The sequence below is a fragment of the Amycolatopsis sp. WAC 01376 genome (genome assembly GCF_003947415.1).
Classification (GTDB): Bacteria; Actinomycetota; Actinomycetes; order Mycobacteriales; family Pseudonocardiaceae; genus Amycolatopsis.
This window is the reverse complement of the sequence record NZ_QHKL01000001.1, coordinates 1,361,760-1,387,764: the sequence shown is the minus strand read 5'-3', so window position 1 is coordinate 1,387,764 and position 26,005 is coordinate 1,361,760. Positions and strand designations below refer to the sequence as shown.

Genomic DNA, 26,005 nt, shown 5'->3' with positions numbered 1-26,005 from the left:
ACACAGCTGCTTTACTGGGGTCCATGAGGTACACCCTTCGGTACGCGGCCGGCTCGGACGTCGGGCGGCGCCGCCAGGTCAACCAGGACTCGGTCTACGCCAGCGCCAGGATGCTGGCCGTCGCCGACGGCATCGGCGGCCAGCCGCACGGCGAGGTGGCCAGCGCCGAGGCGGTCGGCGTCCTGTCCCGGCTCGACGCGGACCTCCACGGTTTCGACCTCGCGGAAGTCGACCTGGCCGAGGTGATCTCGGGCGGCCTGCGCACCATCGACGACCGGCTCGCCGCGACGGCCGAGCAGGAGCCCGAGACGCGGGGCATGGGCACCACCCTGACGGCGTTGCTGTTCGACGGCTCGCACTTCACGGCCGCCCACATCGGCGACTCCAAGGGATACCTCCTCCGCGGAGGAACGCTTCAGCGCTTCACTCGCGACCACACCCTCGCGCAAGCGCTCGCGGACGACGGCCGCATCGACCCGTCGGAGGTCGAGGGTCACCCTCGCGGCTCACTGCTGATGAAGGCGCTCCTGAGCACCGGGAGCGGCGAAGCGGACATTTGGGCCTTCGACGCCGCCCCCGGAGACCGTCTCCTGCTGTGCTCGGACGGGTTAACGGCAACGGTTGTCGAAACCGTTATCAAGGACGTCCTCGGCGCCTTCCAAGATCCCGCCGAGACCGTCCCGAGGCTGATCGACCTGGCCAACGAAGGCGGCGGACCGGACAACATCACCTGCGTCGTCGCCGACGTTCTCGCCCCCGCGCCCGCCTGAGCCCGGGAAGCCGCGAACGCAGGTCAGACCCGCCTTCGCGGGGCCGAAAGGGCATCCGGTAAAGTTCCCCACGGAGGATTGGCCGAGCGGCCTAAGGCGCACGCTTGGAAAGCGTGTTGGGTTCACGCCCTCGCAGGTTCGAATCCTGTATCCTCCGCCGTCAGCAAGGCCCCGGACGTTCCGACGTCCGGGGCCTTGTTGATTAGTTAGCAGGACCTTCACTTAACAGAGTCAGTTGATCACGCTAAGTTTAATAGTGGTCGTTCCAGCCCCCGACGTCCCAAGGAGTCCGCCAAAATGGCCGGAGTCGAAGAGATCCGCGCTGGTATCGCGCTCGCGAACGAGAAGGCATCCGCGAGCATCGCCGCACTTCAGCAGGCAGCGCAGTCTCTCGAAGAAGCACAGCTTTCGCTTTCCCAGGCCACCCAGGGCAGCACCCAGCACGAGGTGAGCCAGGCGCACGGGCTTCTCGCCGAGGCCCTGCAGGGCATCACCGGTATGCAGAGCACGATCCAGGCGGGCATTTCGTCGGCCGAGTCCTACTCGACCCGCCTCTAGCGCATGTACCTCGAAGAACTGCACCAGCTGCTGACGGCCGTCCAAACCGGCCTCGCCGACGGACGTGCCCATGCCGAGCGGGCCAGAAGCCTGCTCGAGGAATCCAGGCGCGCTCTTGTGGAACCACAGGCCCAAGCCGTTCCATGGGTGCCGTCGCAGCTGGCGCAGGCCGACGAGGGGATCGAAAACCTCCTGACGCGCCTTTCCGCCGCTGACGACCTGGTCAGCGGTTACCAATCACGCCTCTGAGATCGGCGAGCCGGTATGGGCAGCAAAGCGAGTGAACAGCGCAATCGCGTCGTTACGGCGCTGGAGCGGGTCCGGCACCGGATCGGGCTCGTCCTCGGCGCCGCCGCCGGCGCCCGCCAGTCCGCCGAAGCGGAACTGGCCAAACTGCAACTGGAACAGCACATAGTCCGGGTGGGGATGAACAACTCCACCTCGGAGCAGTACACCGAATGGTCGCGGCACCCCGCCGCGAACGAGGTGTTCGGCCTGCTCGGCACTGTGCGAGGCCAGTTCTACGCGGACTGGGAAGCGGGCCCGAACGAGCTGCGCGAACTCGTCGCGAACAACGCGCCGGGCCCCGCGAGCCGGGAGCCGGGCAACTGGCTCGGCCGCGTCGGCGGGAATCCCGGCATCACCGCGCCGGGGCTGTGGCGCATCGGTTCGGCCACCGTGCCGGGCAGGGACGTCCCGCGCACGTTCGACGTCGCGCTGCCGCTGCTCGACGAGTCGCATCTGTCCATCACGTCGGCACCGAAGACCCGGGCCGCGGTGGACGGCATCGTGCAGAACCTGCTGATGCGGATCCTGAGCACGTTCGAACCCGGCGCGGTGCGCGTCCACCTGTGGGACGTCGGCCAGCTGACCGCGATCCTGCCCGACCTGTACCCGCTGAGCCGCACGAGCGCGCTCACCCTGTACGACCCCGGGCGGCTCGAAGACCTCCTCGACGAGCTGGCCGGGCACATCCGCCGCATCCACGCGACCGGGATGCAGGCGGGGCACACGTCGCTGCGGGAGATCCGGCGGGCGAGCGGCCAGCGCGTCGAACCGTTCCGCGTCGCGGTGCTGTACGGCAACGGCGAGACCCTCGAACCGGAGCGTGCCCGCGAACTGAAACGCGTCGCCACCGGGGCGCTCGCGGCCGGGATCTGCCTGATCCTGATCGACGTGCCGACCATGCTGTCGACGTCGGTCGAATCGCTGAGCCTGCACGACGACCGGCACGCGACGAGCAGCATGACCGGCCCCGACCTGATCGTCGACCTCGACCCGCCGATGCCGTCCGGGCAGGTCATCCGGGCCGCCGGGCGGATCGCCGAGGCGCTGATCGCCAAACAGGGCGGGCCCCGCGCGTTCGCCGACCTGCTGCCCACCGAACTGGGCAAGGAGAGTTCGGCGCGGGAACTCCGTGCGCCCGTCGGGTTCTTCGAGGGCGAGCCGGTGGAAGTCGTCATCGGTGACGCCAGCCCGCACGTGCTCATCGGCGGGCCGAGCGGTTCGGGGAAGACGAATTTCCTGTACTCGCTGCTCGGCAGCCTCGCGGCGCGGTACTCGCCGGACGAACTCGCGCTGTATCTGCTGGACTTCAAGGAAGGCGTGTCGTTCGCCGGGCTCGCGCCGGGGCGGCGGGACGCCAGCTGGCTGCCGCACGCCAAACTCATCGGGGTCAACGTCAACACCGACCGCGAGTTCGGCCTTGCGCTGCTGCGGTTCCTCGCCGACGAGCTGCGCCGCCGGTCCGCCGCGGCGAAACTGCACGAGGTCACCAACCTCGCGGACCTGCGCGAACAGGATCCCGGCGGGCACTGGCCGCGGATCGTCGCCGTCATCGACGAATTCCAGTACCTGTTCGCCGGCCGCGACGGCGTGACCGCGACCGCGACCCAGCTGCTGGAGGACATCGCGCGGCGAGGCCGGTCCCAGGGCATCCACCTGGTGCTGGCGAGCCAGGACGTCGCCGGGATCGAGGCCTTCTGGGGCAAACCGGCGGTGTTCGAGCAGTGCACGCTGCGGATCGCGATGCCGAAGGCACGGCGCGTGCTGTCCGAGACCAACAACGCGGCGGTCTCGGCGCCGAAGTGGCATGCGGTGATCAACCACGATTCCGGTGTGGCGCACGGGAATCAGCTCGCCCACGTGCCGGACGCGAGCAGCAAGGACGTCTTCAACAAGCTGCAGCAACGGCTTTGGGAACAGTACTCGGAGTCGTTCAAGCGGCCCCGGCTGTTCGACGGCGCGCATTCCCCGGTGCTGGAACAGTTCCCGGCGTTCACCGAGCTGAAGCCGACGGACAAACCGCGTGCGCTGCTCGGCCAGTCCATCGACGTCGACGAGGCCGCCTGCGGGGTGGACCTGCCGAAAGCACCGGGCCGGAACGTCGCCGTCCTCGGCGCGGCCACCGCGGAGGCACTGTCCATCATGGACTCCGCCGCTCGATCGCTGGCCCGCCAGTACCGTTACGAGTCGGTGGAGTTCGTGCTCTCGTGCCCCATCGAAGCCTCCGTCCCCGCCGTGGCCGAGCTGGCCGAGCGACTGCGCGCGGAGGGACACGAGGCGACCCTGGTCGACGATTTACCCGCCCGGGTAATCGATATCGCGGAGAACCTGTCCTCTTTGGACAAAGCACAGGTGTTGCTGCTGTACGGCGTCGACGCCTCGATCCCCGCGCTGGAGGCGAAGGCGCCCGGTCAGCTCAAGAGCGGTTTGGATCAGCTGCGCGTGCTGCTGAAACAGGGTCCGACACACGGCGTCCACACCATCGGCTGGTGGCGCAGCATCGCCCGGCTGAAGGACACCCTCGGTTTCGCGGGCACCGACGACATCGGCACCTGGGCGGCACTGGACGTCCAAGGCAACGAACTGTCGCCGTTCGCCGCGGGCCAGGTCGTGCACTGGTCGCCGCGGGCGGGCCGGGCACTGTTCTTCGACCGCACCACCCACGGCGCCCCTGAGGTGATCATCCCGTTCCAGCGTCCGGAAGGGCTTCTCGATGGATGACGGCATCACCGCGGCCATGCGGTACAAGGAGATCGTCGGCCGCGCGCGCACCTCGGCGGAGAACCTCCGCAACTGGGAGATCGGCCGCGCGGACGAACTGGAGGCCCGGCTCGCCGAGGCGCACCAGGCCGTCGCGGACGCCGCCGAACGCGAGCAGCGCGCCGTCGACCGGTGCACCCGCTGGTGGAAGATGGCGCAGCACAACGTCGAAGGCCTCTCGTGGCTGCCCGACGACGAGGACCCGAGGCCGGTCCCGAACGCGCGGCCCAGCTACCTGGAGAAGTATCTGGAAGAGGTCAAGCCGAGCTACCAGGAACTCGTGCAGGCCGTACTTTCCCTGGGCTGGCGCGCGAAACGCTCCTGACCACGCAATCAGTCACCTACTTGCGAGATTCGTCCTACGCAAGTAGGTGACTGATTGCGGCGGATCAGGGCTTCGGCAGGTAAGGGCCGAAGACGCGCTCCAGGTAGTCCGCCAGGTCGTGGAAGGCGTCCAGGACCGGGTTGCCCGCGCTCGGCCGGAATCGCAGCACCTGCGGGTCGTGGTCGCTGGCCTGCTTCGCGAACTCCGCGTTCAGGTGGACGACGTCGTAGTCGAGCCCGCGCGGCGCCTTCGACGCCAGGATGTGGTCCAGCACCTGCGACTGACCCTCGAAAACGTAGCTGTACCGCTCGTTCTCGGGCAGCGAAGCGATGAGGTCCTTCAGCGCGCCACCGGCGGTCAGCGTCTGCACCGCGGGCGAGAACGGGTAGTCGTTGATGTCACCGGCGACCACGATGTTCGCGTTCTTGTCCGACGCGAGCAGCTTGTCGACGAAACCGCGGAGCACGGTCGCCTGCTTGACGCGCTGCACCTCGGAACTCCGGACCGGCGGCTGGTTGCGGCCGTGCGTCGGCTGGTCGCCGCCCTTGGAGTTGAAGTGGTTCGCGATGACGAACACGGTGCGGCCCTGGAAGACGAACTCGCCGACAAGGGGCTTGCGGCTGGTCTCCCACGCTTCGTTGGCGGGGTCGACGCGGCCGGGTGAGACGGTCAGGTGGGTCTTGCCGCGTTCCTTGACCACGTCGACCGGGGTGGTCGCGTCGCCACCCTTGCGGTCCACAAAGGACACGCGGGCCGGGTTGAACAGGAAGCCGACGCGGATGTTGCCACCCGGCTGGCCGCCGTCCTTGCCGTTCACCGGGTCGATCTGGCGCCATTCGTAGCGCGGCCCGCCGGCGGCGACGATCGCGTCGACGAACTTCTGCAACGTCTGATCGGCGGCGACGGTGCCATCGTTCGCCGGCCCGTTGTTGTCCTGGATCTCTTCCAGGTTCAGGATGTCCGGCTTCGCCAGGTTGGTGGCGATCGCCTTGGCCAGCTCGCCGAACTTCTCCGCACCGTCCAAAGCGGACAGGTTCTCGACGTTGTAGGTGGCCACCGACAGCTCACCGCCACGCTGCGCGCGGGTGCTCTCGCGCTGCAAACCGTTGTCCTTGGCGGCACCGAGCTTCGTCGCGAACAGCGTGTAACCGCCGAAGTTGCTGTACTCGACCGGGCCGGAGGTCTCACCGGTGAGCACGTCGCCGGTGTTGACCTTCGGGAACGGCTGCTCGGCGAACGGGATCAGCGAAGCGACCTTGAGCACGCCGGTGTTGAGCCGGTCGTAGTCCAGGTACACCGCGCCGCCGCGGACGCTCGGGTTCTGCTTCGGTTTGGTGGTCACGTAAAGCTCGTTGAACGACGACGTCGGGCCGACGACGCGCGCGTCGGAGACGCTGACGATCTCGCTCTCGTGCGTCTCCCAGAAGTCCAGCGAGTACTTCGCCGGCTCCAGCGGCAACGGCTCGATGCTTCCGCCGGGCGCGGGGGCGACGGTGTCCGGGACCGTGTCCGGCGTGACGACGGTCGCCGCGTGCAAAGCGTTCCCGCTCGAATCGACCGTCCACTGTGCACTCGTCAGTTCGGTGAGCGACTGGTACGGCGAGGTCGCGGGCGCGTCCGGGTAGAACTCGCGGACGGTGCCGGTGGCGGTCACCGCGTCGCCGACGGCCACGGCGGGGGTGGTCGAGCCGGTGAAGACGAACAGGCCCTCGCTGGTGCGCGGGTCGACGTCGGGAGCGGTGTCGGTGAGCCAGAACCCGCGGGCCGAACCGAAGCTCCGGATCGCGGTCACCACACCGGTGACCCCGGCGACCTTGCGGTCCTTGAACGGCGAGATCCGGGTGGTGCCCTGGATCTCGTGGATCTTGGCGGTCACCGGCGGCGGGCCGGTGTCGCCCGGCGTCTCACCCTTGCCGTTGGTCGGGGTGGGCGCCCCGGAGGTGAAGTCCGCGGCGTTGTCGTCGGTGTCCGCGAGCGCCGTCCCCCTGGCGACGGACGCGGTGTTGGACGGCGCGGGCGCCACGGCGCCCTCCCGGATGGTGGCTGTCGAGCCGAAACCGACGAGGTCCTTGATCCTGGTGTCGGCCGCGCAGTCGGCGGCCGTCTTGCAGGTCAGCGCCGTGGTGCCCTGGACGAGCGCGATGGTGCCGGCGCTCGCGGACAGGGCCAGCGAACCGGTGGCGTCCGGCGTCGGCAGCGCGACGGTGCCGCCCGCGCCCTTCGCCTGCGCCACGAGGTACCGCGCGCCCGGCGCGACACCGCCGGTCAGCGGCGTGACCTGCCAGCTGCTCCCCGACGCGGGCGCGTACTGGACGCTGAAGCCGTCGAGGCTCACGGCGGCCGCGCCGCGGTTGGCGAGTTCGACGAAGTCGTTGGTCAGCGTGGCGCCCGAGTTACCGCCACCGCCGTAGACCTCGGCGATCACGGCGTCGGCGCTGGGCGTGGCGAGCGCGGCCGGAGCGGATACACCGCTCACGACCAGCCCGGAGGCGACGGCCACGGTCAGGGCCCTTCGCCGGGCGGCACGTCGGGATATGGTCACTCTGAGTCCCCATTTCGCAAGATCGGTCGAGGAATACTCCCCCGGACAAGTGAAATGAGGAAGACGGCAAGACAACGATTCGTCACCGTTGGTCCGTTCGGACCCACACTTTCGTAGTTCCCAGTGCCGGTTTCGCGTGAGATGATCGGCTTCCGCCGCCTGTCACACCAGGAGGCGTCCTCATGCGCAGACTGCTTTGCGTGCTCATCGCGGCAGGTCTCGTGACCCCGATCCCCCAGGCGGCCGCCAAGCCACCGGAGAAGACCTCGTTCGAGGTGATGACCCCGGCGAGTACGGTCGCGTCCCGCACCGACCGGCGGCCGAACGCGGGCGGGATCTTCGACCCGGTCGCGCGCAAGACGTTCATCTCGTGGTCCGGCAAGGCCGCGGACACCTACGTCCAGGCCTACGATCACCGGACCGGCGCCTGGACCGCGCCGAAGAAGATCGCCGACGGCGAATCCGATCCGCACAACTATCCGACGATGCTGCTGGCGGGCGACGGGCACCTGCTGATCTTCCGCGGCATGCACAACACGCGGACGGTGATCAGCCGCGCGCCGCGCGCCCATTCCCTCGAGGGCACCTGGACGGACACCGAGGTCCCCGAGGGTGACGCGGCGAGCTACCCGATGCCGGTCAAGACCACCGACGGCACGCTGTTCCTGTTCTATCGCGAGACGGCCGATCAGGTCACGCCGGGCGCGAACACGGACTTCCGGCCGATGAAGTACCTCGTCTCCCGCGACAACGGGCGGACGTGGAAGAACTCCGTTCAGCTGACCGGGAAGCAGTGGGCGTTCGGCTCGCTGGGCAGGGCAGACCACATGGACGAGATCTACGTCGGGCAGCTGCGGTACCTGCCGTCTTCCGGGCGGATCCAGTTCGTCTACACCCTCGCGGGCGGCGGGCCGGCACAGCACAAACACGACGTCTACCACCGCAACGTCTACTACCTCTCGTTCGACGTCCGCACCCTGCGCTTCTTCTCCGCGGCGGGCCGCGACCTCGGCACGCAGGTCGACGACGCCGAGCAGGAGCGGTACCTCAAGGTCACCGAAACCCCGCTCGAACTCCCCGGCGGGCTCAAGTCGCCGGATTACATCCTGCAGGCCGGCACCCAACGCGACGGCAAACCGTTCGTCACGTGGTTCCAGTTCGACGCCGCGGGTTCGCCGCGCGATTTCGCGGGTGCGTGGAACGGCCGGAACTGGGAAGTGCGCGAAGTCGCGAACGGACTCCGTTTGCGCGAGATCGAACAGCTCAATGGCGGCACTTGGCGCGTTTACGCTACCCGCGACGGACAACCGGACATCGAAACGTTCCTGCTGGAGAACGGCCGCGTCTGGAAGCCGGAAACCGTGATCACCACACCGAAACCGGTCCAGCGCGTGGAAATGATCACCGGTTTCCGCGACCCCGCGCGCATTCTGGCGACCGGCGCGTCGAGTGCGCGTGACGTCTCCGTGGCCGACGGTGACGTTTATGTCGCGGGAACCCCGCACAAATAGCCCATTGGGGTTTCCCTGCCTTAAATGAACCTCAAGTCCGGGTACATCCGGCCATTTCCGGCGCTACCTTGGATCACGTGAGCGAGGACACATTCTCCCGCTCACGGGACCCGAGGGGGTGTCGGATGGGATTGCTCATCGCAGGCATGGTCGTCGGATCGCTGCTGGCCTTCGCCCTGGTCGTCGATCTTCGCGACCGGAAGCGCGGCGGCTCGCGTGAATTCCGCCGGAACGCTCACCGGGGAGGGTGAGCAGGGGGAACTGGGGGCGCACCGCCGGTGCACGGGACCCGTCGGGGGAGGACGGAGCCCGTACACCGGCGGTGTGTCATTTCGGGCCTCGCCTTCAGCGCTTCCGACGCCGAACTCTCATGTCCCACGACCGCGACAACTCACGCGAGCGCCCGCTGTGACTGGTGGTGCAGGCTCCCTTCGCCGCATCAGACGCGGCGAAAGGCCGGCCTGCGGTTTCGCGTGGCTGATCGGACGACGCGCGTGATCCGACGGACGACACGCATGACTGGATGGACGACACCCGCGTGTCGGCTCTAGCCGTCCTTGCCGCTCGCGAGTTCCTGCCTGCTTTTGTACTTCCCGATGAGCGACTTCGCCCCGGCGACCGCCGCCTTGCCCGCGCCCTTCGCGCTGGCGGCCAGGAAAGTCGTCCAGTCGAAGTAGTCGCGCCACAGCACGATCCGGCCATCGCGCACCTCGAACGTGCCGCACACCCAGAACTCGGCCGCCCACGAACCGCGACGCAGGACGTCGGTGCGCTCGGTGAGCACGATCGGGCCGTCGGCGGCGATGTGGTGGGTGCGCGCCTCGAACCCGCTGCCGTAGCGGGCCATGGTGCGCAACTGCTTCTCCACCGCCGAAAGGCCACGGGCAGGCGGCAGCGGGACGTTCTGATAGACGATGTCGATCGCGACGAAGCCCAGCGCGCGGTCGATGTCGAGCTCTTCGAGGGCTTGAAGGAAACCGGTCACCACGGTCTTCGGATCCGTCATGCCTGCCAAGGCTAATCCGATTTTGAACCGCCGGAAGGTCACAGCCGTATCACAGAACGGAGGGGCCGGTTTCCCCTGACTACGGAGGTATCGATGCGACGGCGACTGCCGATGGCACTGTTCGGGCTGGTCGTGTGGGTGCTCGCGGGCTGCTCGACGGCCACGGGCGCGGCACCGGCGACGCCGGGCGCGAACCAGGCCGACATCACCTTCTCCCAGCAGATGGTGCCGCATCACCAGCAGTCGATCCAGGTCGCGAACCTGGCCGCGGAACGGTCCGCGTCCGAGTACGTGAAGGCCACCGCGACCAAGATCGTCAAGGCCGAGTCGGCCGAGGTCCAGACGATGACCGGCTGGCTGCAATCGTGGAACGCGGCCGTGCTGCCCGCGGCGGGTCACGCCGGGCACACGATGCCGGGGATGATCACCGCCGGGCAGGTCGCCTCGCTCCAGAACCTGACCGGCGCCGAGTTCGACAAGACGTGGCTCCCGCTGATGGCCGAACACCTGCGCAACGGCGTCGAGATGGCCAAAACCGTGCTGTCGTCGGGACAGCACGCCGAGACCAAGGCGCTCGCCAAGGAGATCGTCGAGAACCAGACGGCGGCGATCGACGAGATCACCGCGCAGCTTTCTTGACCCCCTGAAGGCCCCGGAAGCCCCTCCGGTATTGTTCTCGGCGGTGGCGTGTCCGAGCGGCCGAAGGAGCACGACTCGAAATCGTGTGACGGTTAATACCCGTCCGTGGGTTCAAATCCCACCGCCACCGCAGCGAAGAGCCGGTCTCCACGGAGACCGGCTCTTCTGCGTCCGGACTACTTGTTGAACTTGTCCTTGAGGTCCTGCACGCCACCCTCGGCGCGGTCGCGCAGGTCGTGTCCGGTCTCCTTGACCTGGCCTTCGGTCTGGTCGGCCCGGCCCGAGTTCGCGAGGTCCTGGTTGCCGGTCTTCTCGCCGAGCTTCTCCTTGGCGGCGCCGATGGCCTGCTCGGCCTTGTCCTTCGCCTTGTCGAAAACGCTCATGGCGGGTGTTCCTCCTTCGACTGCGGCCGCCGTTTGCGGCCGCCTGCCCCAGGGTTACCCGGGTCGCCGGATCCGACACATCCGTCACCCGGTGCGGTTACCCCGTTGCCCGTGGAAGAAGTCTTCGAGCAGGGCCGCGCATTCGGCCTCCAGGACGCCGCCGACGACTTCCGCGCGGTGGCTGAGCCGGCGGTCGCGGACGACGTCCCACAACGACCCCACGGCCCCGGTTTTGGGCTCCCATGCGCCGAAGACGACCTTCGCGACCCGGGCCATCACGAGGGCGCCGGCGCACATCGTGCACGGCTCCAGTGTCACGGCGAGCGTGCAGCCTTCGAGCCGCCAGCCGTCGCCGTAGAGCTTGGACGCGGCCCGCAGCGCGAGGATCTCCGCGTGCGCCGTCGGGTCGCCGAGTTCCTCGCGGGCGTTGCGCGCCGAGGCGAGCGGTGTCCCGTCCGGGGCGAGGACGACGGCGCCGATCGGCACGTCGTCGCCCGCACCTCGCGCCGCGCCGATCGCCGCCCGGACGGCGGCGATGTCGGCGGCGGAGGCGGCGGGGCTCAGATCTCGTCCAGGATCTTGGTGAACTCGGGGGCGAATCCGCACCGCTGCGCGACCATCTGGAGTTGTTCGTCCGGATAGAGGTCGACCTCGCCGACGATCACCTGGAGTTCGGCCCCCGGCAGTCCGAGATCGGCCAGGATCTCCAGATCGCCTTCCGGCCAGACCGCGTCGTCGTCCTCGTCCGGCGGGTCGACTCTCAGCACGTCGAGGACGTCGGCGGCGATGTCGTAGTCGAGCGCCGCGGCGGCGTCGGACAGCAGCAGCGACGGCCCTCTCGGACTCGGCCGGACGATCACGAAGAACTCGTCGTCGACCGCGAGCAGCCCGAAGGCGGCCCCTGTCGAGCGCAGTTTTCCGAGCTCAGTGATCGCAGCGTCGAGTTCGGCCAGGGCCCCGGGATCAAGGGAGCTGCACCGCCATCGACCGTCCTCCCGCACCACGGCCACCGCGAACCCCGTGATCGGCTCTTGCACCGCCATGCGCACACCGTATTCCGCCCGCTTTCGGAACGCACGCACGGTGCGCCCGAAGCGCCGCATGCGCCACTATCGAGACATGACCGGACCGACCGACCTGCCCACCCTCCCCGATGCGCGCTTCGCCGGATTGCTGGAGGAAGCCCGCGCGCTCCAGACGAAAACCGTAGAGCTCCGCCGGGAGATCCACCGGAATCCGGAGATCGGCCTCCACTTGCCGAAAACCCAGGCCTCGATCAAGGCCGCCCTCGAAGGCCTCCCGCTGGAGATCACCGAGGGCAAATCCACCACCTCGCTGACCGCCGTCCTCCTCGCCGAGCAGCCGGGTCCGGCGATCCTGCTCCGCGGCGACATGGACGCGTTGCCGCTGCAGGAGGACACCGGCGTCGACTTCACCTCCGAGGAAGACGGCGCGATGCACGCCTGCGGGCACGACACCCATGTCGCGATGCTGGCGTCGGCCGCGCGGCTGCTCAGCGAGCACGTCGACGAACTGGCCGGGTCGGTGGTGTTCATGTTCCAGCCCGGAGAGGAAGGCGAGCACGGCGCGCGCCACATGATCCACGAAGGCGTGCTCGAAGCCGCCGGCGAGCGCGTCGAGAAGGCGTTCGGCCTGCACATCTTCACCTCGGCCGCGTCCGGGGTCGTGCAGACGCGGCCCGGCCCGATCATGGCGTCGGCGAACAGCTTCCACGTGAAGGTCACCGGCAGGGGCGGGCACGGCTCGGCACCGCATCAGGCGATCGACCCGGTGCCCGCCGCGGCCGCGATGGTGAGCGCGCTGCAGACGATGGTGACCCGCAAGGTGAGCGTGTTCGAGCCCGCGGTGGTCTCGGTCACCCGTATCGAGGCCGGGACGACGACGAACATCATCCCGGAGACGGCGTTCCTGGAGGGCACGATCCGCACGCTGTCCGACCGGACGCAGGCGTACGTGCGCGAGGAACTGCCGAAGGTCTGTGAAGCGGTCGGCGCCGCGCACGGCGTCCGGGTGAGCGCCGAAGTCGTCGCCGGCTACCCGGTCACGGTGAACGATCCGCAGGTCGCGGAGCGCGTGCTGGAGCTGGCGGCCGAGGTGCTCGGGGCCGACAACACCGAGGTGATGGAGAACCCGGTGATGGGCGCGGAGGACTTTTCCTACGTCCTGCAGCGGGTTCCGGGCGCGTTCGCGTTCCTCGGCGCCCGGCCGGCGGGCGTCGACCCGGACGAGGCGGAGGCGAACCACTCGAACCGCGTGGTCTTCGACGAGGACGCGATGGCCAACGGCGTCGCGATGTACGCCGCCTTCGCGCTGGACGCGCTTCGGTAGCCTTTACACAACAGTGTTGATTTAATGGATGCCATGAGCGATGACATCCTGGCCGTGCTGGCCGCGCAGGAGGAGCGCCTGGTCTTCCGCCGGTTCGACAACGAGACCGCGCTGAAGCTGGGCGCCCACCTCCTCGCGGCGGCACGGGACCGCGCCCTCCCGGTGACGGTGTCCGTGCGCCGCGGCGGCCAGCGGCTGTTCCACGCGGCCTTGCCGGGGACCTCGGCCGACAACGACGCGTGGATCGACCGCAAGAGCCGTGTCGTCGACCGGTACGGGCACAGCTCGTTCCTCGTCGGCGAACAGTTCCGCGCGAAGGGCACGACGTTCGAAGCCGCTTCCCGCCTCGACACGGACCTGTACGCGGCGCACGGCGGCGTGTTCCCGGTGATCGTCGAGGGCGTGGGGCCGGTCGGCACAGTCGGCGTCTCGGGACTGCCCCAGGCCGACGATCACGCGTTCGTCGTCGAGCAGCTGGAAACCTTCCTCGCCACACTGTCCTAAGTAGACTCTCCACTGAGTTGTCCACAGGTTGTCCACCTGTGGACGACTTCGAATCTGTTAGAGTGAAGTGTCACATCATATATCAGATAGGACATGCCAGTGGCCTCCTCGCGGTTCGACGAGCGGAAACGGCGGCTGTCCGGGGTCGTGGCCATCCCGGTGACCCCGTTCGACGCCGACGGCGCCGTGGCTCCGGAGTCCTACGTGAACTTGGTGGACCGGCTGATCACCGGCGGTGTCGACGTCGTGACTCCGAACGGGAACACCGGCGAGTTCTACGCGTTGGACGAGGCCGAGGCGCGGCGCTGCCTCGAATTGGCGGTCCGGGCCGCGGCGGGACGGGCGAGTGTGGTCGCCGGTGTCGGGCACGACGTCCGGACGGCGATCGGGGCGGCACGGCACGCGCGCGAGACGGGCGCGGAGCTGATCATGATCCATCAGCCGGTGCATCCGTACGTCTCGGCGGAGGGCTGGGTCGAGTACCACCGCGCCATCGCGGCCGCGGTCCCGGAACTGGGTGTCGTGCCGTACGTGCGTGATCCGAAGATCGACGGCCGGCAGCTCGCCAGCCTCGCCGACGCGGCGGAGAACGTGATCGGGGTGAAGTACGCCGTGCCGGATCCGGTTCGTTTCGCTTCGGTGGCACGGGACGCGGGGATCGATCGCTTCGTGTGGATCGCCGGACTGGCGGAGCTCTCGGCGCCGGGCTACTTCGCCGTCGGCGCGACCGGGTTCACGTCGGGACTGGTGAACGTCGCGCCGTCGATCTCGCTGGAGATGTTCCGCGCACTGCGGGACAGTGACTTCCGCGGCGCGATGGCCTGCTGGGAACGCGTCCGGCCGTTCGAGGAACTACGAGCCGCGGACGGCAACGCCAACAACGTGAGCGTGGTCAAGGAAGCGTTGGCACAGCTGGGTTTGTGCCGCTCCGATGTCCGGCCGCCGAGCCGCGCGCTGACCGACGGCGAACGCGGGAAAGTCGCCGGGCTGCTTGAGAAGTGGGGTCTTCGCTAGCGAATTTTCGGACCGTGCCCGCACCGACCAGGGGCGGGTGCGGACACGGCGACAGGTCAGAGGTCGTGGCCATCGACGATCGCGGCGTGGCCCTGATGGGCGCCTCGGGGCGCGCTGTAGCGCGGCGGGCGGCTGCTCACCGGACAATGCCGGCGGGACCATGAGCGCGAAGAACGATGTGTCTGGCCGGTGCTCCTGTCTCCGATCGAGTCTCACGACCGGATGGAACCGGGGGAAATTTCCCTCGATGTCTTCGACTGTACGCCGGATCTTGCGGTTTTGGTGAATTGCTTCCGCTCCGCCGCCGTGGGACACTGGGGGCAGGCCACGGAGCGACCGTGGCGTGTTGTGGTACCAGTGCCTTTTCTCGGCCGAACCAGACCCCTTCGGTGTTCTGAAACCCGTTGCTGGATTGTCCACTTTCACGAACCAGAACGGTGTGACTCTTCTATGACCTCCACACAGACAAGGCAGGGCAGCGACTTCGCTGAACTGTCCAAATTGGTCAAAGACGCCGGGCTCCTCGACCGACGGCGCAAGTACTACGCGGTGAAGATCGCCTTGAACCTGCTCGCTTTCGCGGGCGGCTGGGTCGCGTTCGCACATCTCGGGGACTCCTGGTGGCAGCTGTTCCTTGCCGCGTTCTTCGCGATGATGTTCACGCAGCTGTCCTTCATCGGCCACGACGCGGGACACAAACAGATCTTCCGCGGCCGCAAGGCGAACGACGTCACCGGTTTCGTCCACGGCGGACTGACCGGGCTGAGCTACGGCTGGTGGATCGGCACGCACACCCGCCACCACGCCAATCCCAACCACGAGGACGAAGACCCGGACGTCAACCTCGCCGCGCTCATCTTCACCAAGGGCCAGGGCACCGGACGACGTGGTTTCCTGCGCTGGATGGCGAAATACCAGGCGTTCCTGTTCTTCCCGCTGCTGCTGCTGGAAGGCCTGAACCTGCACGTCTCGAGCATCACGGCGATCTTCCAGCGCGGCTTCAAACGGCGGAAGCTCGAATCGGCGCTGATGCTGGCCCACGTCGCCGCGTACCTGACAGCGGTGTTCGTGGTCCTCTCGCCCGGTGTCGGTTTCGCCTTCATCGCCGTGCACCAGTGCCTTTGGGGGGTGTACATGGGCTGCTCGTTCGCCCCGAACCACAAGGGAATGCCGACGCTGTCGGCCGGGCACACCCTCGACTTCCTGCGCAAGCAGGTGCTGACCTCGCGCAACGTGCGCGGCGGCCCGGTCGTCGACTTCGCGCTCGGCGGGCTCAACTACCAGATCGAGCACCACCTCTTCCCGAGCATGGCGCGGCCGAACCTCAAGCACGCGCAGGTGATCGTGCGGGAGTTCTGCGCGAAGCACGGCATCGACTACGCCCAGTGCGGCTGGGCGGCCTCGTACGGCTACGTACTCAGGCATCTGCACGAAGTGGGGGCGCCGTTGCGCGCTCAACCGGTGGCCGCGCGATGACCTCCTCGATCCGTTCCCTCGGCGATGTGGCCGAACCCGCCGCCGACGACCGCTGCCCGAGCTGCCCGCATCCCCTGTCCGCGCACGACGCGATCGCCCGCCGCTTCTGCACCGCGACCGCGGCCGGCGGGTTCAGCCGCGGCTGCACCTGTGCCACGAAACCCGAAACAACCGAATAGAGGATCACCATGAACGCCGATACCGTCCCCGTCTCCCGCTACGAGATGCGGGTCGACACCGTGAAGAAGATCGTCAACGAACACACCGACCTCGGCAACGAGGCCGCGTTCGCCTTGGCCGTGCACATGGTTCGGGCGCTGGACACCGTTCCGGAAGCCGTCCGCTAGATCGCTGTGGCCCGGGTTACTCGCGCGTAAACATCGCGTCAGCGAGCCCCCGGAACGCGTCAGGGAGACGTTGCCGAAGCGGCCGTGCCGGGTCGATCGGAGTTGTGCTGAGAGAGCACTGACCGATCGACGCGGAGGTAACCGTGACGCTCAGCGAGCTCCTGCCCAGCCTCGGCTGCGAAGCCGCCGACCACCTCGAACCCGGGGTCTGGCCGCGGAGCACCCGGCTCGGGGACGGCGGGGAACTGCTGTTCGCCGGCGCGCCGGTGTCCCACCTCGCTGCGAGGTTCGGGACACCGGCGTACCTGCTCGACGAGGACGAGGTCCGCCAGAACGCCCGCGCGTACCGCCGGGCGCTGCCGGACGCCGAGGTGGCGTACGCGAGCAAGGCGCTGTGCATCCGCGCCGTCCTGCGCTGGGTCGCCGAAGAAGGACTTTCCCTCGACACCTGCTCGGCGGGCGAGATCGCGGTGGCGCGGTCGGCCGGCTTCCCCGCCGAGCGGATCCTGCTGCACGGCAACGCGAAGACCCCCGAAGACCTCAAGGCGGCGCTGTCCTACGGCGTCCGCCGGATCGTGGTGGACTCGCTCGACGAGATCGAGCAGCTCGGCGCGCTGGCCACCGGCGCCCAGCAGGTGCTGGTCCGCGTGACACCCGACGTCGCGGCGGGGACGCACGCGGCGATCACCACCGGCACCGAAGGCCAGAAGTTCGGCTTCTCGCTGCGCGAGGAGGTCCGCGACAACCTCGGCCGCGCGGTCTCCGCGGTGCTCGCCCAACCCGGGCTCCGCCTGGCCGGTCTGCACTGCCACATCGGTTCGCAGGTGTCCCGGGTCGATTTCTACGAACTGGCCGCCCGCAAGATGATCGCGGTGCTGGTCGCGCTCCGCGAAACCCACGGCATCACCCTGCGCGAACTGGATCTCGGCGGCGGGCACGCCGTGCGTTATCTGCCCGGCGACACGGGTTTCGACATCGACGGTTATGTGCGGCGTCTGCGTGTCGCGCTCGCTTACGAATGCGCTTCGCACGGTTTCCCGCTGCCGAAACTGACGATCGAACCGGGCCGCGCGATCGTCGGCCCGGCGGGGATCACCGTGTACCGGGTCTGCGCGGTGAAACGCGGTTCGCGCACCTTCGTCGCCGTCGACGGCGGGATGAGCGACAACGCGCGGCCCGCGCTCTACGGGGCGGCGTACACCGCGCGCCTGATCGGCAGGCGCAGCCGGGCCGCACGGCGGCCGATGACGGTGGTCGGACGGCACTGCGAATCGGGTGACGTCCTCGCCGACGGGCTCTCGCTCCCCGACGACGTCCATCCCGGCGATCTGCTCGCCGTTCCGTGCACCGGGGCCTATCACCACTCGCTCGCGTCGAATTACAACCTCGTCGGCAGGCCCCCTGTGGTCGGTGTCTCGCGAGGTACGGCGACCCTGCTCGTACGCCGCGAAACCGAGGAAGACCTGCTGAAACGCGACCTGGGCTGACACGCCGTCCGAAAACCTCGGCACCCGGCCTGTCGCGCGACAGAATCCTCGGGTCGAAGGTGCCGGGAAAGAGAATCGCGACAAACAACTTAACGGCGGTAGCATTCTGGACATTGATCGATACGCTGCGCGACAAGAATCGCATGCCGAAACAAAGGGAGGGACGGCATGGGTGACGAACCACGCGCGCAGATGGAGCAGCGCACGCCTAGAGGTTTGGACAATACCGATCGCACTCTGATCGCTCTACTGCAAGTCGACGGGCGGGCCTCGTTCACGGCCTTGGCCAAGGCCGTCGGACTGTCGGAGGGTGCCGTGCGGCAGCGCGTCCAGCGACTGCTGCGGGACGAGACGATGCAGATCGTCGCGGTCACGGATCCGGCGAACGTCGGGCTCGGCCGTCAGGCGATGGTCGGGATCAAGGTCCATGGCGATCCGCGAGCGGTCTCCGACCAGCTCTCCGGATTGCCGGACGTCCATTACGTCGTGCTGACCGCGGGAGGCTACGACCTGCTCGCCGAGGTCGCCTGCCGGGACGACGAACACCTCTTGAGTGTGCTGAACGACGACATCCGGCCCATACCGGGTGTCGTCAGCACCGAAACACTGGTCTACCTGAAACTGGCAAAACAGACATACGCCTGGGGAAACCTGACCAAGTAGGCCAGGGCCGCCGCGCATCGGACCGGCGGCGGCCTGAAGGGGACTCACGACCCCAAGACCACGGGCTCGCGGGCACCCGAATCAAGGTCCGAAGGTGCAATGAAAGGTCCCTTCCTTGCAAAATTTGCAAGGAAGGGACCTTTCATTGCACTCGCGGAGGGGCTAGACACAGCGCAAGTACGCGTCCGGCGTCCGCCGCCGCGTGTCCAGCCCGCGCAGCACGGCGGGCAGCGCCCCGCTGTACAAGACCCCGAGCCGCTGCGTCGCCCGCGTCAGGGCGACGTACAGTTCCGCCTCGCCGCTCGGGCCGTCCGCGAGGATCCGCTCCGGCTCCACCACCAGTACCGCGTCGTACTCCAGCCCCTTGGTGGCGGACGGCGGGATCGCGCCCGGCACCCCCGGCGGCCCGATCACGACCGAAGTCCCCTCACGCCCCGCTTCCTCGCGGGTGAACTCGGCGACTGCCTCTTCGATGTCCATTTCGGACACTCGACGGGCCCACGGCCGCACGCCGCACGAACGCACCGAGTCCGGCGGAACGGCGTCCGGCGCGAACCTCGCCAGCAGCGAGGCAGCCACCGCCATGATCTCCGACGGCGTCCGGTAGTTGACGGTCAGTTTCCGATACAACCATCGGTCGGCGACGTACCGGGAGAGCATCGCGTCCCACGATCGCGCGCCGGACGGCGACCGCCGCTGCGCGAGATCCCCGACGACGGTGAACGACCGGCTGGGGCAGCGCCGCATCAGCACCCGCCAGTCCATTTCGGACAGTTCCTGCGCCTCGTCGACCACGACGTGGCCATAGGTCCATTCCCGGTCGGCGGCGGCGGGTTCGGCCAGATCCCGTTCGTCGCGTTCGGCGAACCGGTCCGCCAGCTCCTCCGCCATCAGCACGTCCGTCGGCCGGAGCGCGAATTCGTAGTCGTCGTGGTCGTCCTCGACCTCCACGATCTCCAGCACCCGCTCGGCGTATTCCTTCCGCGCCAGCCGCTCCCGTTCCGCCGCCAGGCGTTCGGCGGTGCGGTCCCTGCCGAGCAGTTCGACGGCTTCGTCCAGCAGCGGCACGTCGGACACCGTCCACGCGTCGGCGTCCTCGCGGAACAGCGCCGGATCGGCCCCTGCCGCCCGCAACCGCTCCGGCGAGGCGTAGAGGTCGGCGAGCAGCCGCTGTGGCGTCAGCACCGGCCAGAGGCGGTCGAGCACCGCGCGGAGCTCCTCGCTGGCTTCCAGGTCGCGCCGGGCGTTCTTCAGCAGCTCCGGACGCGTGTGCTCGTCGTCCCGCGGCAGCCAGCCCGCGCCGAGCCGGTCGACCGCGCGGGTGGCCAGCGCGGCGATCACCTCCCGGTCGAAGACGGGCCGCGCCTCGTTGTGCAGCAGGCCGCTTTCCCTGGCCACCGCACGCGCGGCGGCCGCGATCTCGGCGTCCACCAGCACGGTGACGTCGTCGAGTTCGATCGGCTCGGCCTCGGCCGGGAGTTCCTGCCGGTCCGCCACCGCCGCCGAAAGCACGTCCAGGATCGCCAGCGAGCCCTTCAGCCGCTGCACCGGCGGCGGATCCTCGCGTTCGGCATGCAAACCGGCGACGAGGTCACCAGGCGTCGCGAAGACGACGCTGGTCTCGCCGAGCGACGGCAGGACCCGGCCGATGTGGTCCAGGAAGCCGCTGCTTGGCCCGACCACGAGCACGCCGCGGCGTTCCATGCGCTCACGTTTCGTGTACAGCAGGTACGCCACCCGGTGCAGCGCCACCGCCGTCTTCCCGGTGCCGGGGCCGCCCTCCACGACGACGACGCCCGCGTGGTCCAGCCGGATGATCTCGTCCTGCTCGGCCTGGATCGTCGCGACGATGTCCCGCATCCCCTCGCCGCGCGGCGCGTTGACCGCGGCCAGCAACGCGACGTCACCCCGTTCGCCCGCCGATTCCGGACGGCCGAAGACCTCGTCGGTGAAGTCGAGGACGTCACGTCCGAGGGTGCGGAATTGACGGCGCCGGGACGTTCCTTCCGGGGACGCGCCCGTCGCGCAGTAAAACGCGCGCGACGCCGGCGCCCGCCAGTCCAGCACCAACGGTTCGTAGTCGTTCTCCTCGTCGAAAAGGCCGATCCGGCCGACATACCTCCGTTCTCCCGAAAGGGCGTCCAAACGGCCGAAACAAAGGCCCTCGTCGGCGATCTTCAGCCTGGCCATCTCGCTCGCCTTGGCGTCGGCGGACACCTCACGGTCGGAAAGCGCGAAGCCTTCTCCCCGCAGCGCAACGGCATACGCCTCCTTCACCCGCGCGCGTTCGGTGTCCAGCCGTCCGTAGAGCGACGCGACATACTGCCGTTCGGACCGCAATTCCTCGTCGTACCCCTGATTTGACAAGTTCCCCTCACAGCGGTTAGACTGACAACACATTCGGCGTACCGATCAGCATTTCTGATTGGGCGCCGATTTTCTATTGTCCACCGCTTGTCAAGAGGGACCCGGTATTCCACCGGAAACGACAGTGCGCGATAATGGGGACGAAGATCCACCATTACCGCGCACCGCCTGAAGCACTCAGCCGAGCATGAACTCGCGCGGGTCCAGCGCCCTCCCCACCACACGGACGTCGCCGAGCCAGCCGTGGAACGCCTGCTCGACGATCGAGTCGTAGGCGTAGGCGCCGATCAGCCAGGAGCCGCCGGGGTTCGCGATCCCCGTGGCAGGCGTCTTCGGATTCCGCAGCACCGGGCAGCCGTCGACGTAGAGCGTCGTCCGCCTGCCGTCGTTGACGGCCGCGACGTGGATCCACTCCTGCAACGCCAGTTCGTGGCTCCAGCAGGTCGAAATCCCGTTCTGGTTCACCGGGAACACCGCCCATTGGAACGCCGCACCGTCCGAAAGGGACAGTGTGGCCGACGGCTCGCCGGGGTCGTCACCGGTTTTGCCCGCCTTGCCGCCGGAACCCTGCCTGCCGAAGATCGCCGCCCAGGAATGCTTGCCGTCCTTGAAATCCGCGGGCAGCTTCACGAACGCCTCGACGGTGTAGCCGCGGGCGAACGTCTCCGCGTTCATCGGCGCGGAGTCCGCCGTGCGCAGATACCCGCCGCGAGCCGGTTTCTTGCCGCCGTCGAAGCGAAGGCTCGACCTCGACGGCTGCCGCCCGGAGAACTCGCCGGAGAACCGCAGCGCCTCGGGTGCGCTGCCGGGCAGGGTCACCCGGACCAGATCGTTGCCACGGCCCGAAAGGTCGCGCACGCCACCGACAGGCGCGCCGTCACGGCCTTCGAACCGCCAATAGGCCACGGTCCCGCGGATCAGCTGCCGATCGGCAGGCCGCGCGGGCGGGACCGGGACCGGCGCGAAACCGGCGAACCTCGACTCGAAGTCGACCTCCAGGCTGAAGTAGTCCGCCGGACCGGTGCGTTCGATCTCCCGCCGTTGCAGCTCGTTCAGCCGCGGCGCCTGGTCCGCCAGCCACGGCGAGAACGTGCGGACGTCGATCACGTTCCGCGCCAGGTCGAACCGGTAGAGCCGGATCATCGCGCTGCCGCCGTAGTAGCGGTCCTGGTAGTTGGTGATGTGCAGATGGACGTCGTTGCCCGCGTTGTTCCGCTTCACCGCGCGGCCCGGCGGCCAGAAGTGCCCGTTGAGGGTGAGGAAGATCTGGTCGTTCCCGGCGATCAGCTCGTCCCAGACCCGCTGCCCGAACTCCGAGAACTGAGCCTGTCCGGCCTCGTCGGCCCATACCAATTCATGGATGGTCAGAATGGCCGGAAGCCGCGGGTTCCGCGCGAGCACCGACCGCGCCCACTCCAGCCCGCCCGCCGACGGCCGCCAGTCGAGCGCGAGCAGCAGCCACTCACGTCCGCCCGCACGGAAGACGTGGTGGCTGTTGTAGCCGTCCGGGCTCGCGCCGCGGAAAGTCCGCGAACCCCGTTGCCGCTGCGGGCCGAACGCGTCCAGATACGGCGTGCGACCGCGCTGGTCGTCGGTCGAGGACTTGATGTCGTGGTTGCCCGCCAGCGTGCTGTACGGGAACCGTCGCCGGTCCAGGTGCTGGAACGACCGGCTGATCTGGTCGAACTCGCCCGGCTGCCCGTTCTCGGTGAGGTCGCCGAGATGCGCCAGGAAGACGATGTTCTCGTCGCCGCCGGTGACGTACCGCAGCGTGGCGTCCAACGGCGCGGGATCGCCGCGGTCGGCGTCGAAGAGGTACTGGGTGTCGGGCAGGACCGCGAGGGTGAAGCGGCCGTCTTCGGCGTCCGGGCCGTGGTGGCCGAAGGTCGCCGAAGCCGCTGGGGCACCGAGTGCCGGCAACGCGGACACCGCCGCACCGGCGCCGAGCAGGCCCGCACCGCGCAGGAAGGTCCGTCTGGAGGAGTCGTTCACGGCCGCAACCTACGGTCGCGGAGGCAACGCGTCCCGAACCGCGGGTGAACACTTGCCCCGCTCGGTAGCTTCGTCACATGGGGAACGTCAAACGCTGGCCCGTGCTCGCCGGGGTCGGTGTGGTGGTGACCGCGGCGGCCTGGTGGATCGTGGACGAGATGCCGACGGTGGACGACGCCGTCGCGCGAGAGGCGCTGCCGCCGATCGACCGGCATGTGCGCGCGCTCGCCGGTTCCGGCGGCCCGGAAATCCGCTGGGTGTGCACGCAGAAGGTGATCGAGACCCGCCCGGACGGCGAGCGGGTCAAGATCGGCCTGGTCGCGAGCTGCGACGAGGTCGCTAAAGAGGGCGGCGAGCTCGTCACGCGCAGCGGATTCCGCCGCCGGGCGATGGTCTACCGCGTCGAACGCACTCCCGACGGGTACCGCGTGCTCGACCGGGAGCTCGCGAAGGACGGTGCCGGCTATTCGCCCTCGGTCAAGGAGATGTTCTCGTGGGTCGGCGCCCGCCGGGTGCTCGACGGCGCGAGCCCGGACGAACCGAAGTCGGTGTCGGCCGCCGCGTTCGGCCTTCCGGCAGGAACCCCGGTGCGCGCCGGTCGGTGATCAGTCGCCGTTGCGGTCGATCTTCTTCGGCACCACGAACCACATGACGACGAACAGCACCGCCGACACCACACCGAAGATCGTCATCGAGATCGGGCCGTAGACGACCTTGGCGATGAGCGCGACGGTCGTGGTGATGGCGGCCGCGAGGCAGCCGAGCCCGACGAGGACGGAACGGTTGCCGACGGTGAGGATCCGCTCACGATTGCCGGTGCGGAACAACAGCCGGTGCCAGGCGGCGGGCGCCGTCAGCAGCACCGTCGAACAGACCGTGAGCAGGACCGCCGTCAGGTGGACGGCTTTCTCGAACCCGCTCGCCGCGTGGAACTCGTCGGTGAACACCACCGTGAGCAGGAAACCGAAGAGGATCTGAACGCCGGCCTGCGCGACCCGCAGCTCCTGCAGGAGCTCACTGACGTTGCGGGTCAGGCGTTCGTTCTTCGTCTCGCCGGTGTGCTCGACCATGTGGTGGCTCCAGGACCATCGGTTGACGCCTGACCTTCTCGTGCCAGCCGAGCGATGTCACTGACACGACCACTACGGCGAGGCCCAGCCACTGAGTACCCGACAAATCGGCGTTCAAGCACAATACGCCGATGATGGCGGCCGTGACGGGGAACGCCAGCTCGGCCAACGTCGCCCTGGCCGCGGGCGTCGACCGCAGGCCGACGTAGTACAGGCTCAGCGCCAGCAGGCCGGGGACCAGCGCGAGCAGTGCGAGCCCGAGCGCGTTGTCCCAGCCGACCGCGAACTCGCCGCCCTGAACGGCCACGATGCCCGCCGCCACCGGGAGCCCGACGGTGAACCGCAGGGTGGTGACCTCCTTCGGCGCCAGTTCGGTGGAGAGCAGCCGTCCGAGCACCGTGCCCGCCGCCCACAACGCGGCCGCGCCGATCGCCAGCAGCGCCGCCTTCGCCGCGGCGAGCTGGATGTTCAGCGGATCCTTGAACGCCAGCAGCCAAGCGCCCAACAGCGCCGGGACCGCGAAGAAGGCGTACCCCGGGCGGACCCGCTCACGAAGTACGAAATATGCCGCCAGAACGGCGAACACCGGCTGGAGCTTCTGCAGCACCAACGGCGTCACGGGATCGCCCAGTTTGAAGGCCGCGGTGAACATCGCCGTCGCCAGCGCGGAAGAGCCGCCGCCGATCGCGAGCACGGCCAGCCATTCCCGCGGACCGCATCGGCGCAACGCCCGGAAGGCGCCGGGGATCAACGGGCTCAGCACGAGCACCACGAGCAGGTGCTCCCAGAAGACGACCGTGGCCGCCGGGAGCGCCTCGGCGAGCGGAAGCCTCAGAAGCCCGTCGGTGCCCCAAAGAGCGGCGGCGACCGCGACCAGCCAAGTACGATCCGGAGGGTTAGTACTCACGTATCCTGCCCATAGTTTGAGAATGATCGCCCGACGGAGTGACCGCTCTGGCGTGTCCGATTCGGGCGGACTAGGCAGGGGGCATGCGCCCCATCCCCACACTCGCCCTCATCCTGTCCGCGGCCGCATTGGCCCTGACCGCCGGCGCCGGGCCGGCCACCGCCGTCCCCGGCTCCCGCGTCCACGTGATCACCGCCAAGAGCGGCCTCACGATCTACAAACCCGAACTGGTGCCGCCCGGCGCCCGCGCGCACGTCTTCGGGTTGACGTCCAAGGCCTACGGAACCTCGACCGCGGTCCTCGTGACCGGCCTGCTGCCCAACCGCGAATACGGCGCCCACGCGCACACGAAGCCGTGCGGTGCCACCGGCGACCTCGCCGGCCCGCACTACCAGAACGTCGAAGACCCGGTGAAGCCGTCGGTGGATCCGGCCTACGCCAACCCCCGCAACGAGATCTGGCTCGACCTCACCACCGACGCCACCGGCCGCGGCGCCGCCGTGTCCAAAGTGGACTGGACGTTCACCGATCGGCGCGCGAACTCCATCGTGATCCACGAAACGCATACGCACACCGACCCCGGGCACGCCGGGACCGCGGGCGCCAGGCTGGCCTGTGTGACCGTCGGCTTCTAGCGGCGTTTCCTAAAACCCCCAGGTGCGTTCGGGCCGGATCCTGATCCGGGCGCCGTACTCCTTGTCGAACTTCGCGATGTCGTAGTCGATCGCCGGGTAGTGCTTCTCGTACTTTTCGAGATAGCCCGGCTGTTCCGAGGGGAGGCCGTCCGGCAGGATCTCGGCCCGGCCACCGATCACCAGGATCGAGCCGCCGTGCTCGTCGCTGTTGAAGTGGAGGCTGACCTCGGGGTTGGCCTCGATGTGCCGGGTCTTCGCCGTGTCCCGCTGACTGAAGACGATGATGTCGTCGCCGTCGAGTACGAACCACACCGGGCGGGGCGAAGGGCGTCCCTTCGGGCTGATCGTGGTCAGCCAGGCGACGTTCTCCTTCGCCCGCTCGGCGAGCCGCGGGTCGGGTCGGTAGCTCATGCCC

At 68.6% G+C, this 26,005-nt stretch carries 28 protein-coding genes and 2 tRNA genes; 20 read left to right on the top strand and 10 right to left on the bottom strand.

What is annotated here, in order from left to right:
• Positions 1-23: 23 nt before the first annotated feature.
• From DMH03_RS06660 to DMH03_RS06635, 6 genes are all read left to right on the top strand, one after another.
• A complete protein-coding gene (locus DMH03_RS06660; RefSeq protein WP_125791050.1) occupies positions 24-770 on the top strand; it encodes a PP2C family serine/threonine-protein phosphatase in 747 nt (248 codons plus the stop codon).
• Between the two features lie 72 nt (positions 771-842).
• Positions 843-927 (top strand) — tRNA-Ser (locus tag DMH03_RS06655).
• A 140-nt stretch (positions 928-1,067) separates the two neighbouring features.
• Positions 1,068-1,328 carry a hypothetical protein gene (locus DMH03_RS06650; protein WP_005167132.1) on the top strand — a complete coding sequence of 87 codons (261 nt, stop codon included), beginning with the start codon at positions 1,068-1,070 and terminating at the stop codon, positions 1,326-1,328.
• A 3-nt stretch (positions 1,329-1,331) separates the two neighbouring features.
• Positions 1,332-1,577, top strand: coding sequence for a hypothetical protein (locus DMH03_RS06645; RefSeq protein ID WP_125784931.1), 246 nt, complete (start codon positions 1,332-1,334; stop codon positions 1,575-1,577).
• Between the two features lie 15 nt (positions 1,578-1,592).
• The gene (locus DMH03_RS06640; RefSeq protein WP_125791049.1) at positions 1,593-4,334 is read left to right on the top strand and encodes an FtsK/SpoIIIE domain-containing protein; all 2,742 of its coding nucleotides are present in this window, start codon (positions 1,593-1,595) and stop codon (positions 4,332-4,334) included.
• A complete protein-coding gene (locus DMH03_RS06635; protein WP_125791048.1) occupies positions 4,327-4,698 on the top strand; it encodes a hypothetical protein in 372 nt (123 codons plus the stop codon). Before DMH03_RS06640 ends, DMH03_RS06635 begins: the two co-directional genes overlap by 8 nt.
• A 64-nt stretch (positions 4,699-4,762) precedes the next feature.
• Here DMH03_RS06635 and DMH03_RS06630 read toward each other — a convergent pair whose 3' ends face one another.
• Positions 4,763-7,240 (bottom strand): endonuclease/exonuclease/phosphatase family protein, encoded by a 2,478-nt coding sequence (locus DMH03_RS06630; RefSeq protein ID WP_305021752.1) that lies wholly within the window; start codon positions 7,238-7,240, stop codon positions 4,763-4,765.
• Between the two features lie 182 nt (positions 7,241-7,422).
• On the opposite strand from DMH03_RS06630, the gene DMH03_RS06625 reads away from it, so the two are divergent.
• Both DMH03_RS06625 and DMH03_RS42850 read left to right on the top strand, forming a co-directional pair.
• The gene (locus tag DMH03_RS06625; protein WP_125791047.1) at positions 7,423-8,751 is read left to right on the top strand and encodes a BNR-4 repeat-containing protein; all 1,329 of its coding nucleotides are present in this window, start codon (positions 7,423-7,425) and stop codon (positions 8,749-8,751) included.
• Positions 8,752-8,876: 125 nt separating this feature from the next.
• The gene (locus DMH03_RS42850) at positions 8,877-9,002 is read left to right on the top strand and encodes a hypothetical protein (RefSeq protein WP_255431230.1); all 126 of its coding nucleotides are present in this window, start codon (positions 8,877-8,879) and stop codon (positions 9,000-9,002) included.
• 296 nt (positions 9,003-9,298) lie between these two features.
• Here the strand turns inward: DMH03_RS42850 and DMH03_RS06620 are convergent, their stop codons facing one another.
• Complete coding sequence (locus tag DMH03_RS06620; RefSeq protein ID WP_199748691.1) at positions 9,299-9,757, bottom strand: limonene-1,2-epoxide hydrolase family protein; 459 nt, start codon at positions 9,755-9,757, stop codon at positions 9,299-9,301.
• Between the two features lie 93 nt (positions 9,758-9,850).
• On the opposite strand from DMH03_RS06620, the gene DMH03_RS06615 reads away from it, so the two are divergent.
• Together DMH03_RS06615 and DMH03_RS06610 are read left to right on the top strand one after the other, a co-directional pair.
• Positions 9,851-10,396: a DUF305 domain-containing protein gene (locus DMH03_RS06615; protein ID WP_125791046.1), complete on the top strand. Its 546-nt coding sequence runs from the start codon at positions 9,851-9,853 to the stop codon at positions 10,394-10,396.
• A 42-nt stretch (positions 10,397-10,438) separates the two neighbouring features.
• Positions 10,439-10,526, top strand: a tRNA-Ser gene (locus tag DMH03_RS06610).
• Positions 10,527-10,572: 46 nt separating this feature from the next.
• Here the strand turns inward: DMH03_RS06610 and DMH03_RS06605 are convergent.
• The 3 genes from DMH03_RS06605 to DMH03_RS06595 form a co-directional block, all read right to left on the bottom strand.
• Positions 10,573-10,779 (bottom strand): CsbD family protein, encoded by a 207-nt coding sequence (locus DMH03_RS06605; protein WP_093938135.1) that lies wholly within the window; start codon positions 10,777-10,779, stop codon positions 10,573-10,575.
• An 84-nt stretch (positions 10,780-10,863) separates the two neighbouring features.
• Positions 10,864-11,316, bottom strand: a complete 453-nt coding sequence (locus DMH03_RS06600; protein ID WP_125791575.1) for a nucleoside deaminase — start codon at positions 11,314-11,316, stop codon at positions 10,864-10,866.
• 23 nt (positions 11,317-11,339) lie between these two features.
• Complete coding sequence (locus DMH03_RS06595) at positions 11,340-11,822, bottom strand: tRNA adenosine deaminase-associated protein (protein ID WP_199748689.1); 483 nt, start codon at positions 11,820-11,822, stop codon at positions 11,340-11,342.
• A gap of 76 nt (positions 11,823-11,898) precedes the next feature.
• On the opposite strand from DMH03_RS06595, the gene DMH03_RS06590 reads away from it, so the two are divergent.
• The 8 genes from DMH03_RS06590 (at position 11,899) to DMH03_RS06560 (ending at position 18,619) form a co-directional block, all read left to right on the top strand.
• Positions 11,899-13,128, top strand: a complete 1,230-nt coding sequence (locus tag DMH03_RS06590; protein WP_125791044.1) for a M20 family metallopeptidase — start codon at positions 11,899-11,901, stop codon at positions 13,126-13,128.
• Positions 13,129-13,161: 33 nt separating this feature from the next.
• Positions 13,162-13,632 (top strand): heme-degrading domain-containing protein, encoded by a 471-nt coding sequence (locus DMH03_RS06585; protein ID WP_125791043.1) that lies wholly within the window; start codon positions 13,162-13,164, stop codon positions 13,630-13,632.
• A 93-nt stretch (positions 13,633-13,725) separates the two neighbouring features.
• On the top strand, positions 13,726-14,646 hold the full coding sequence (locus DMH03_RS06580) for a dihydrodipicolinate synthase family protein (RefSeq protein WP_125791042.1): 921 nt from the start codon (positions 13,726-13,728) through the stop codon (positions 14,644-14,646).
• 450 nt (positions 14,647-15,096) lie between these two features.
• Positions 15,097-16,122 (top strand): acyl-CoA desaturase, encoded by a 1,026-nt coding sequence (locus DMH03_RS06575; RefSeq protein ID WP_125791041.1) that lies wholly within the window; start codon positions 15,097-15,099, stop codon positions 16,120-16,122.
• Positions 16,119-16,301 carry an RGCVC family protein gene (locus DMH03_RS06570; RefSeq protein ID WP_125791040.1) on the top strand — a complete coding sequence of 61 codons (183 nt, stop codon included), beginning with the start codon at positions 16,119-16,121 and terminating at the stop codon, positions 16,299-16,301. Before DMH03_RS06575 ends, DMH03_RS06570 begins: the two co-directional genes overlap by 4 nt.
• 9 nt (positions 16,302-16,310) lie before the next feature.
• The gene (locus DMH03_RS42280; RefSeq protein ID WP_199748688.1) at positions 16,311-16,469 is read left to right on the top strand and encodes a DUF6307 family protein; all 159 of its coding nucleotides are present in this window, start codon (positions 16,311-16,313) and stop codon (positions 16,467-16,469) included.
• A gap of 143 nt (positions 16,470-16,612) precedes the next feature.
• Positions 16,613-17,956 (top strand): diaminopimelate decarboxylase, encoded by a 1,344-nt coding sequence (lysA, locus tag DMH03_RS06565; protein WP_125791039.1) that lies wholly within the window; start codon positions 16,613-16,615, stop codon positions 17,954-17,956.
• Positions 17,957-18,124: 168 nt separating this feature from the next.
• Complete coding sequence (locus DMH03_RS06560) at positions 18,125-18,619, top strand: Lrp/AsnC family transcriptional regulator (protein WP_125791038.1); 495 nt, start codon at positions 18,125-18,127, stop codon at positions 18,617-18,619.
• Positions 18,620-18,781: 162 nt separating this feature from the next.
• Here the strand turns inward: DMH03_RS06560 and helR are convergent, their stop codons facing one another.
• Both helR and DMH03_RS06550 read right to left on the bottom strand, forming a co-directional pair.
• Positions 18,782-20,986, bottom strand: a complete 2,205-nt coding sequence (gene helR, locus DMH03_RS06555; protein ID WP_305021751.1) for an RNA polymerase recycling motor ATPase HelR — start codon at positions 20,984-20,986, stop codon at positions 18,782-18,784.
• A 177-nt stretch (positions 20,987-21,163) separates the two neighbouring features.
• On the bottom strand, positions 21,164-22,978 hold the full coding sequence (locus DMH03_RS06550) for a LamG-like jellyroll fold domain-containing protein (RefSeq protein WP_125791037.1): 1,815 nt from the start codon (positions 22,976-22,978) through the stop codon (positions 21,164-21,166).
• A gap of 77 nt (positions 22,979-23,055) precedes the next feature.
• Between DMH03_RS06550 and DMH03_RS06545 the strand changes: the two genes are divergently transcribed.
• Positions 23,056-23,583, top strand: coding sequence for a hypothetical protein (locus tag DMH03_RS06545; RefSeq protein WP_125791036.1), 528 nt, complete (start codon positions 23,056-23,058; stop codon positions 23,581-23,583).
• On the opposite strand, the gene DMH03_RS06540 is transcribed toward DMH03_RS06545, so the two are convergent.
• Both DMH03_RS06540 and DMH03_RS06535 read right to left on the bottom strand, forming a co-directional pair.
• Entirely contained in the window at positions 23,584-24,048 is a 465-nt protein-coding gene (locus DMH03_RS06540) for a DUF6328 family protein (protein ID WP_125791035.1), read from the bottom strand.
• Positions 23,993-24,955: a DMT family transporter gene (locus DMH03_RS06535; protein ID WP_125791034.1), complete on the bottom strand. Its 963-nt coding sequence runs from the start codon at positions 24,953-24,955 to the stop codon at positions 23,993-23,995. Before DMH03_RS06535 ends, DMH03_RS06540 begins: the two co-directional genes overlap by 56 nt.
• An 83-nt stretch (positions 24,956-25,038) precedes the next feature.
• On the opposite strand from DMH03_RS06535, the gene DMH03_RS06530 reads away from it, so the two are divergent.
• On the top strand, positions 25,039-25,590 hold the full coding sequence (locus tag DMH03_RS06530; RefSeq protein WP_125791033.1) for a superoxide dismutase family protein: 552 nt from the start codon (positions 25,039-25,041) through the stop codon (positions 25,588-25,590).
• Positions 25,591-25,599: 9 nt separating this feature from the next.
• Here DMH03_RS06530 and DMH03_RS06525 read toward each other — a convergent pair whose 3' ends face one another.
• Positions 25,600-26,001 (bottom strand): TIGR03667 family PPOX class F420-dependent oxidoreductase, encoded by a 402-nt coding sequence (locus tag DMH03_RS06525; RefSeq protein ID WP_125791032.1) that lies wholly within the window; start codon positions 25,999-26,001, stop codon positions 25,600-25,602.
• Positions 26,002-26,005 lie beyond the last annotated feature (4 nt).

Coding starts and splice junctions, on each gene's coding strand:
- DMH03_RS06530 (WP_125791033.1), top strand. CDS start 25,039: ATGCGCCCCATCCCCACACTCGCCCTCATCCTGTCCGCGGCCGCATTG.
- DMH03_RS06570 (WP_125791040.1), top strand. CDS start 16,119: ATGACCTCCTCGATCCGTTCCCTCGGCGATGTGGCCGAACCCGCCGCC.
- DMH03_RS06645 (WP_125784931.1), top strand. CDS start 1,332: ATGTACCTCGAAGAACTGCACCAGCTGCTGACGGCCGTCCAAACCGGC.
- DMH03_RS06540 (WP_125791035.1), bottom strand. CDS start 24,048: ATGGTCGAGCACACCGGCGAGACGAAGAACGAACGCCTGACCCGCAAC.
- DMH03_RS06525 (WP_125791032.1), bottom strand. CDS start 26,001: ATGAGCTACCGACCCGACCCGCGGCTCGCCGAGCGGGCGAAGGAGAAC.
- DMH03_RS06640 (WP_125791049.1), top strand. CDS start 1,593: ATGGGCAGCAAAGCGAGTGAACAGCGCAATCGCGTCGTTACGGCGCTG.
- DMH03_RS42280 (WP_199748688.1), top strand. CDS start 16,311: ATGAACGCCGATACCGTCCCCGTCTCCCGCTACGAGATGCGGGTCGAC.
- DMH03_RS06615 (WP_125791046.1), top strand. CDS start 9,851: ATGCGACGGCGACTGCCGATGGCACTGTTCGGGCTGGTCGTGTGGGTG.
- DMH03_RS06605 (WP_093938135.1), bottom strand. CDS start 10,779: ATGAGCGTTTTCGACAAGGCGAAGGACAAGGCCGAGCAGGCCATCGGC.
- DMH03_RS06625 (WP_125791047.1), top strand. CDS start 7,423: ATGCGCAGACTGCTTTGCGTGCTCATCGCGGCAGGTCTCGTGACCCCG.
- DMH03_RS06635 (WP_125791048.1), top strand. CDS start 4,327: ATGGATGACGGCATCACCGCGGCCATGCGGTACAAGGAGATCGTCGGC.
- DMH03_RS06580 (WP_125791042.1), top strand. CDS start 13,726: ATGCCAGTGGCCTCCTCGCGGTTCGACGAGCGGAAACGGCGGCTGTCC.
- DMH03_RS06595 (WP_199748689.1), bottom strand. CDS start 11,822: ATGGCGGTGCAAGAGCCGATCACGGGGTTCGCGGTGGCCGTGGTGCGG.
- DMH03_RS06585 (WP_125791043.1), top strand. CDS start 13,162: ATGAGCGATGACATCCTGGCCGTGCTGGCCGCGCAGGAGGAGCGCCTG.
- DMH03_RS06620 (WP_199748691.1), bottom strand. CDS start 9,757: ATGACGGATCCGAAGACCGTGGTGACCGGTTTCCTTCAAGCCCTCGAA.
- DMH03_RS06560 (WP_125791038.1), top strand. CDS start 18,125: ATGGGTGACGAACCACGCGCGCAGATGGAGCAGCGCACGCCTAGAGGT.
- DMH03_RS06590 (WP_125791044.1), top strand. CDS start 11,899: ATGACCGGACCGACCGACCTGCCCACCCTCCCCGATGCGCGCTTCGCC.
- DMH03_RS42850 (WP_255431230.1), top strand. CDS start 8,877: ATGGGATTGCTCATCGCAGGCATGGTCGTCGGATCGCTGCTGGCCTTC.
- DMH03_RS06650 (WP_005167132.1), top strand. CDS start 1,068: ATGGCCGGAGTCGAAGAGATCCGCGCTGGTATCGCGCTCGCGAACGAG.
- DMH03_RS06575 (WP_125791041.1), top strand. CDS start 15,097: ATGACCTCCACACAGACAAGGCAGGGCAGCGACTTCGCTGAACTGTCC.
- DMH03_RS06545 (WP_125791036.1), top strand. CDS start 23,056: ATGGGGAACGTCAAACGCTGGCCCGTGCTCGCCGGGGTCGGTGTGGTG.
- DMH03_RS06660 (WP_125791050.1), top strand. CDS start 24: ATGAGGTACACCCTTCGGTACGCGGCCGGCTCGGACGTCGGGCGGCGC.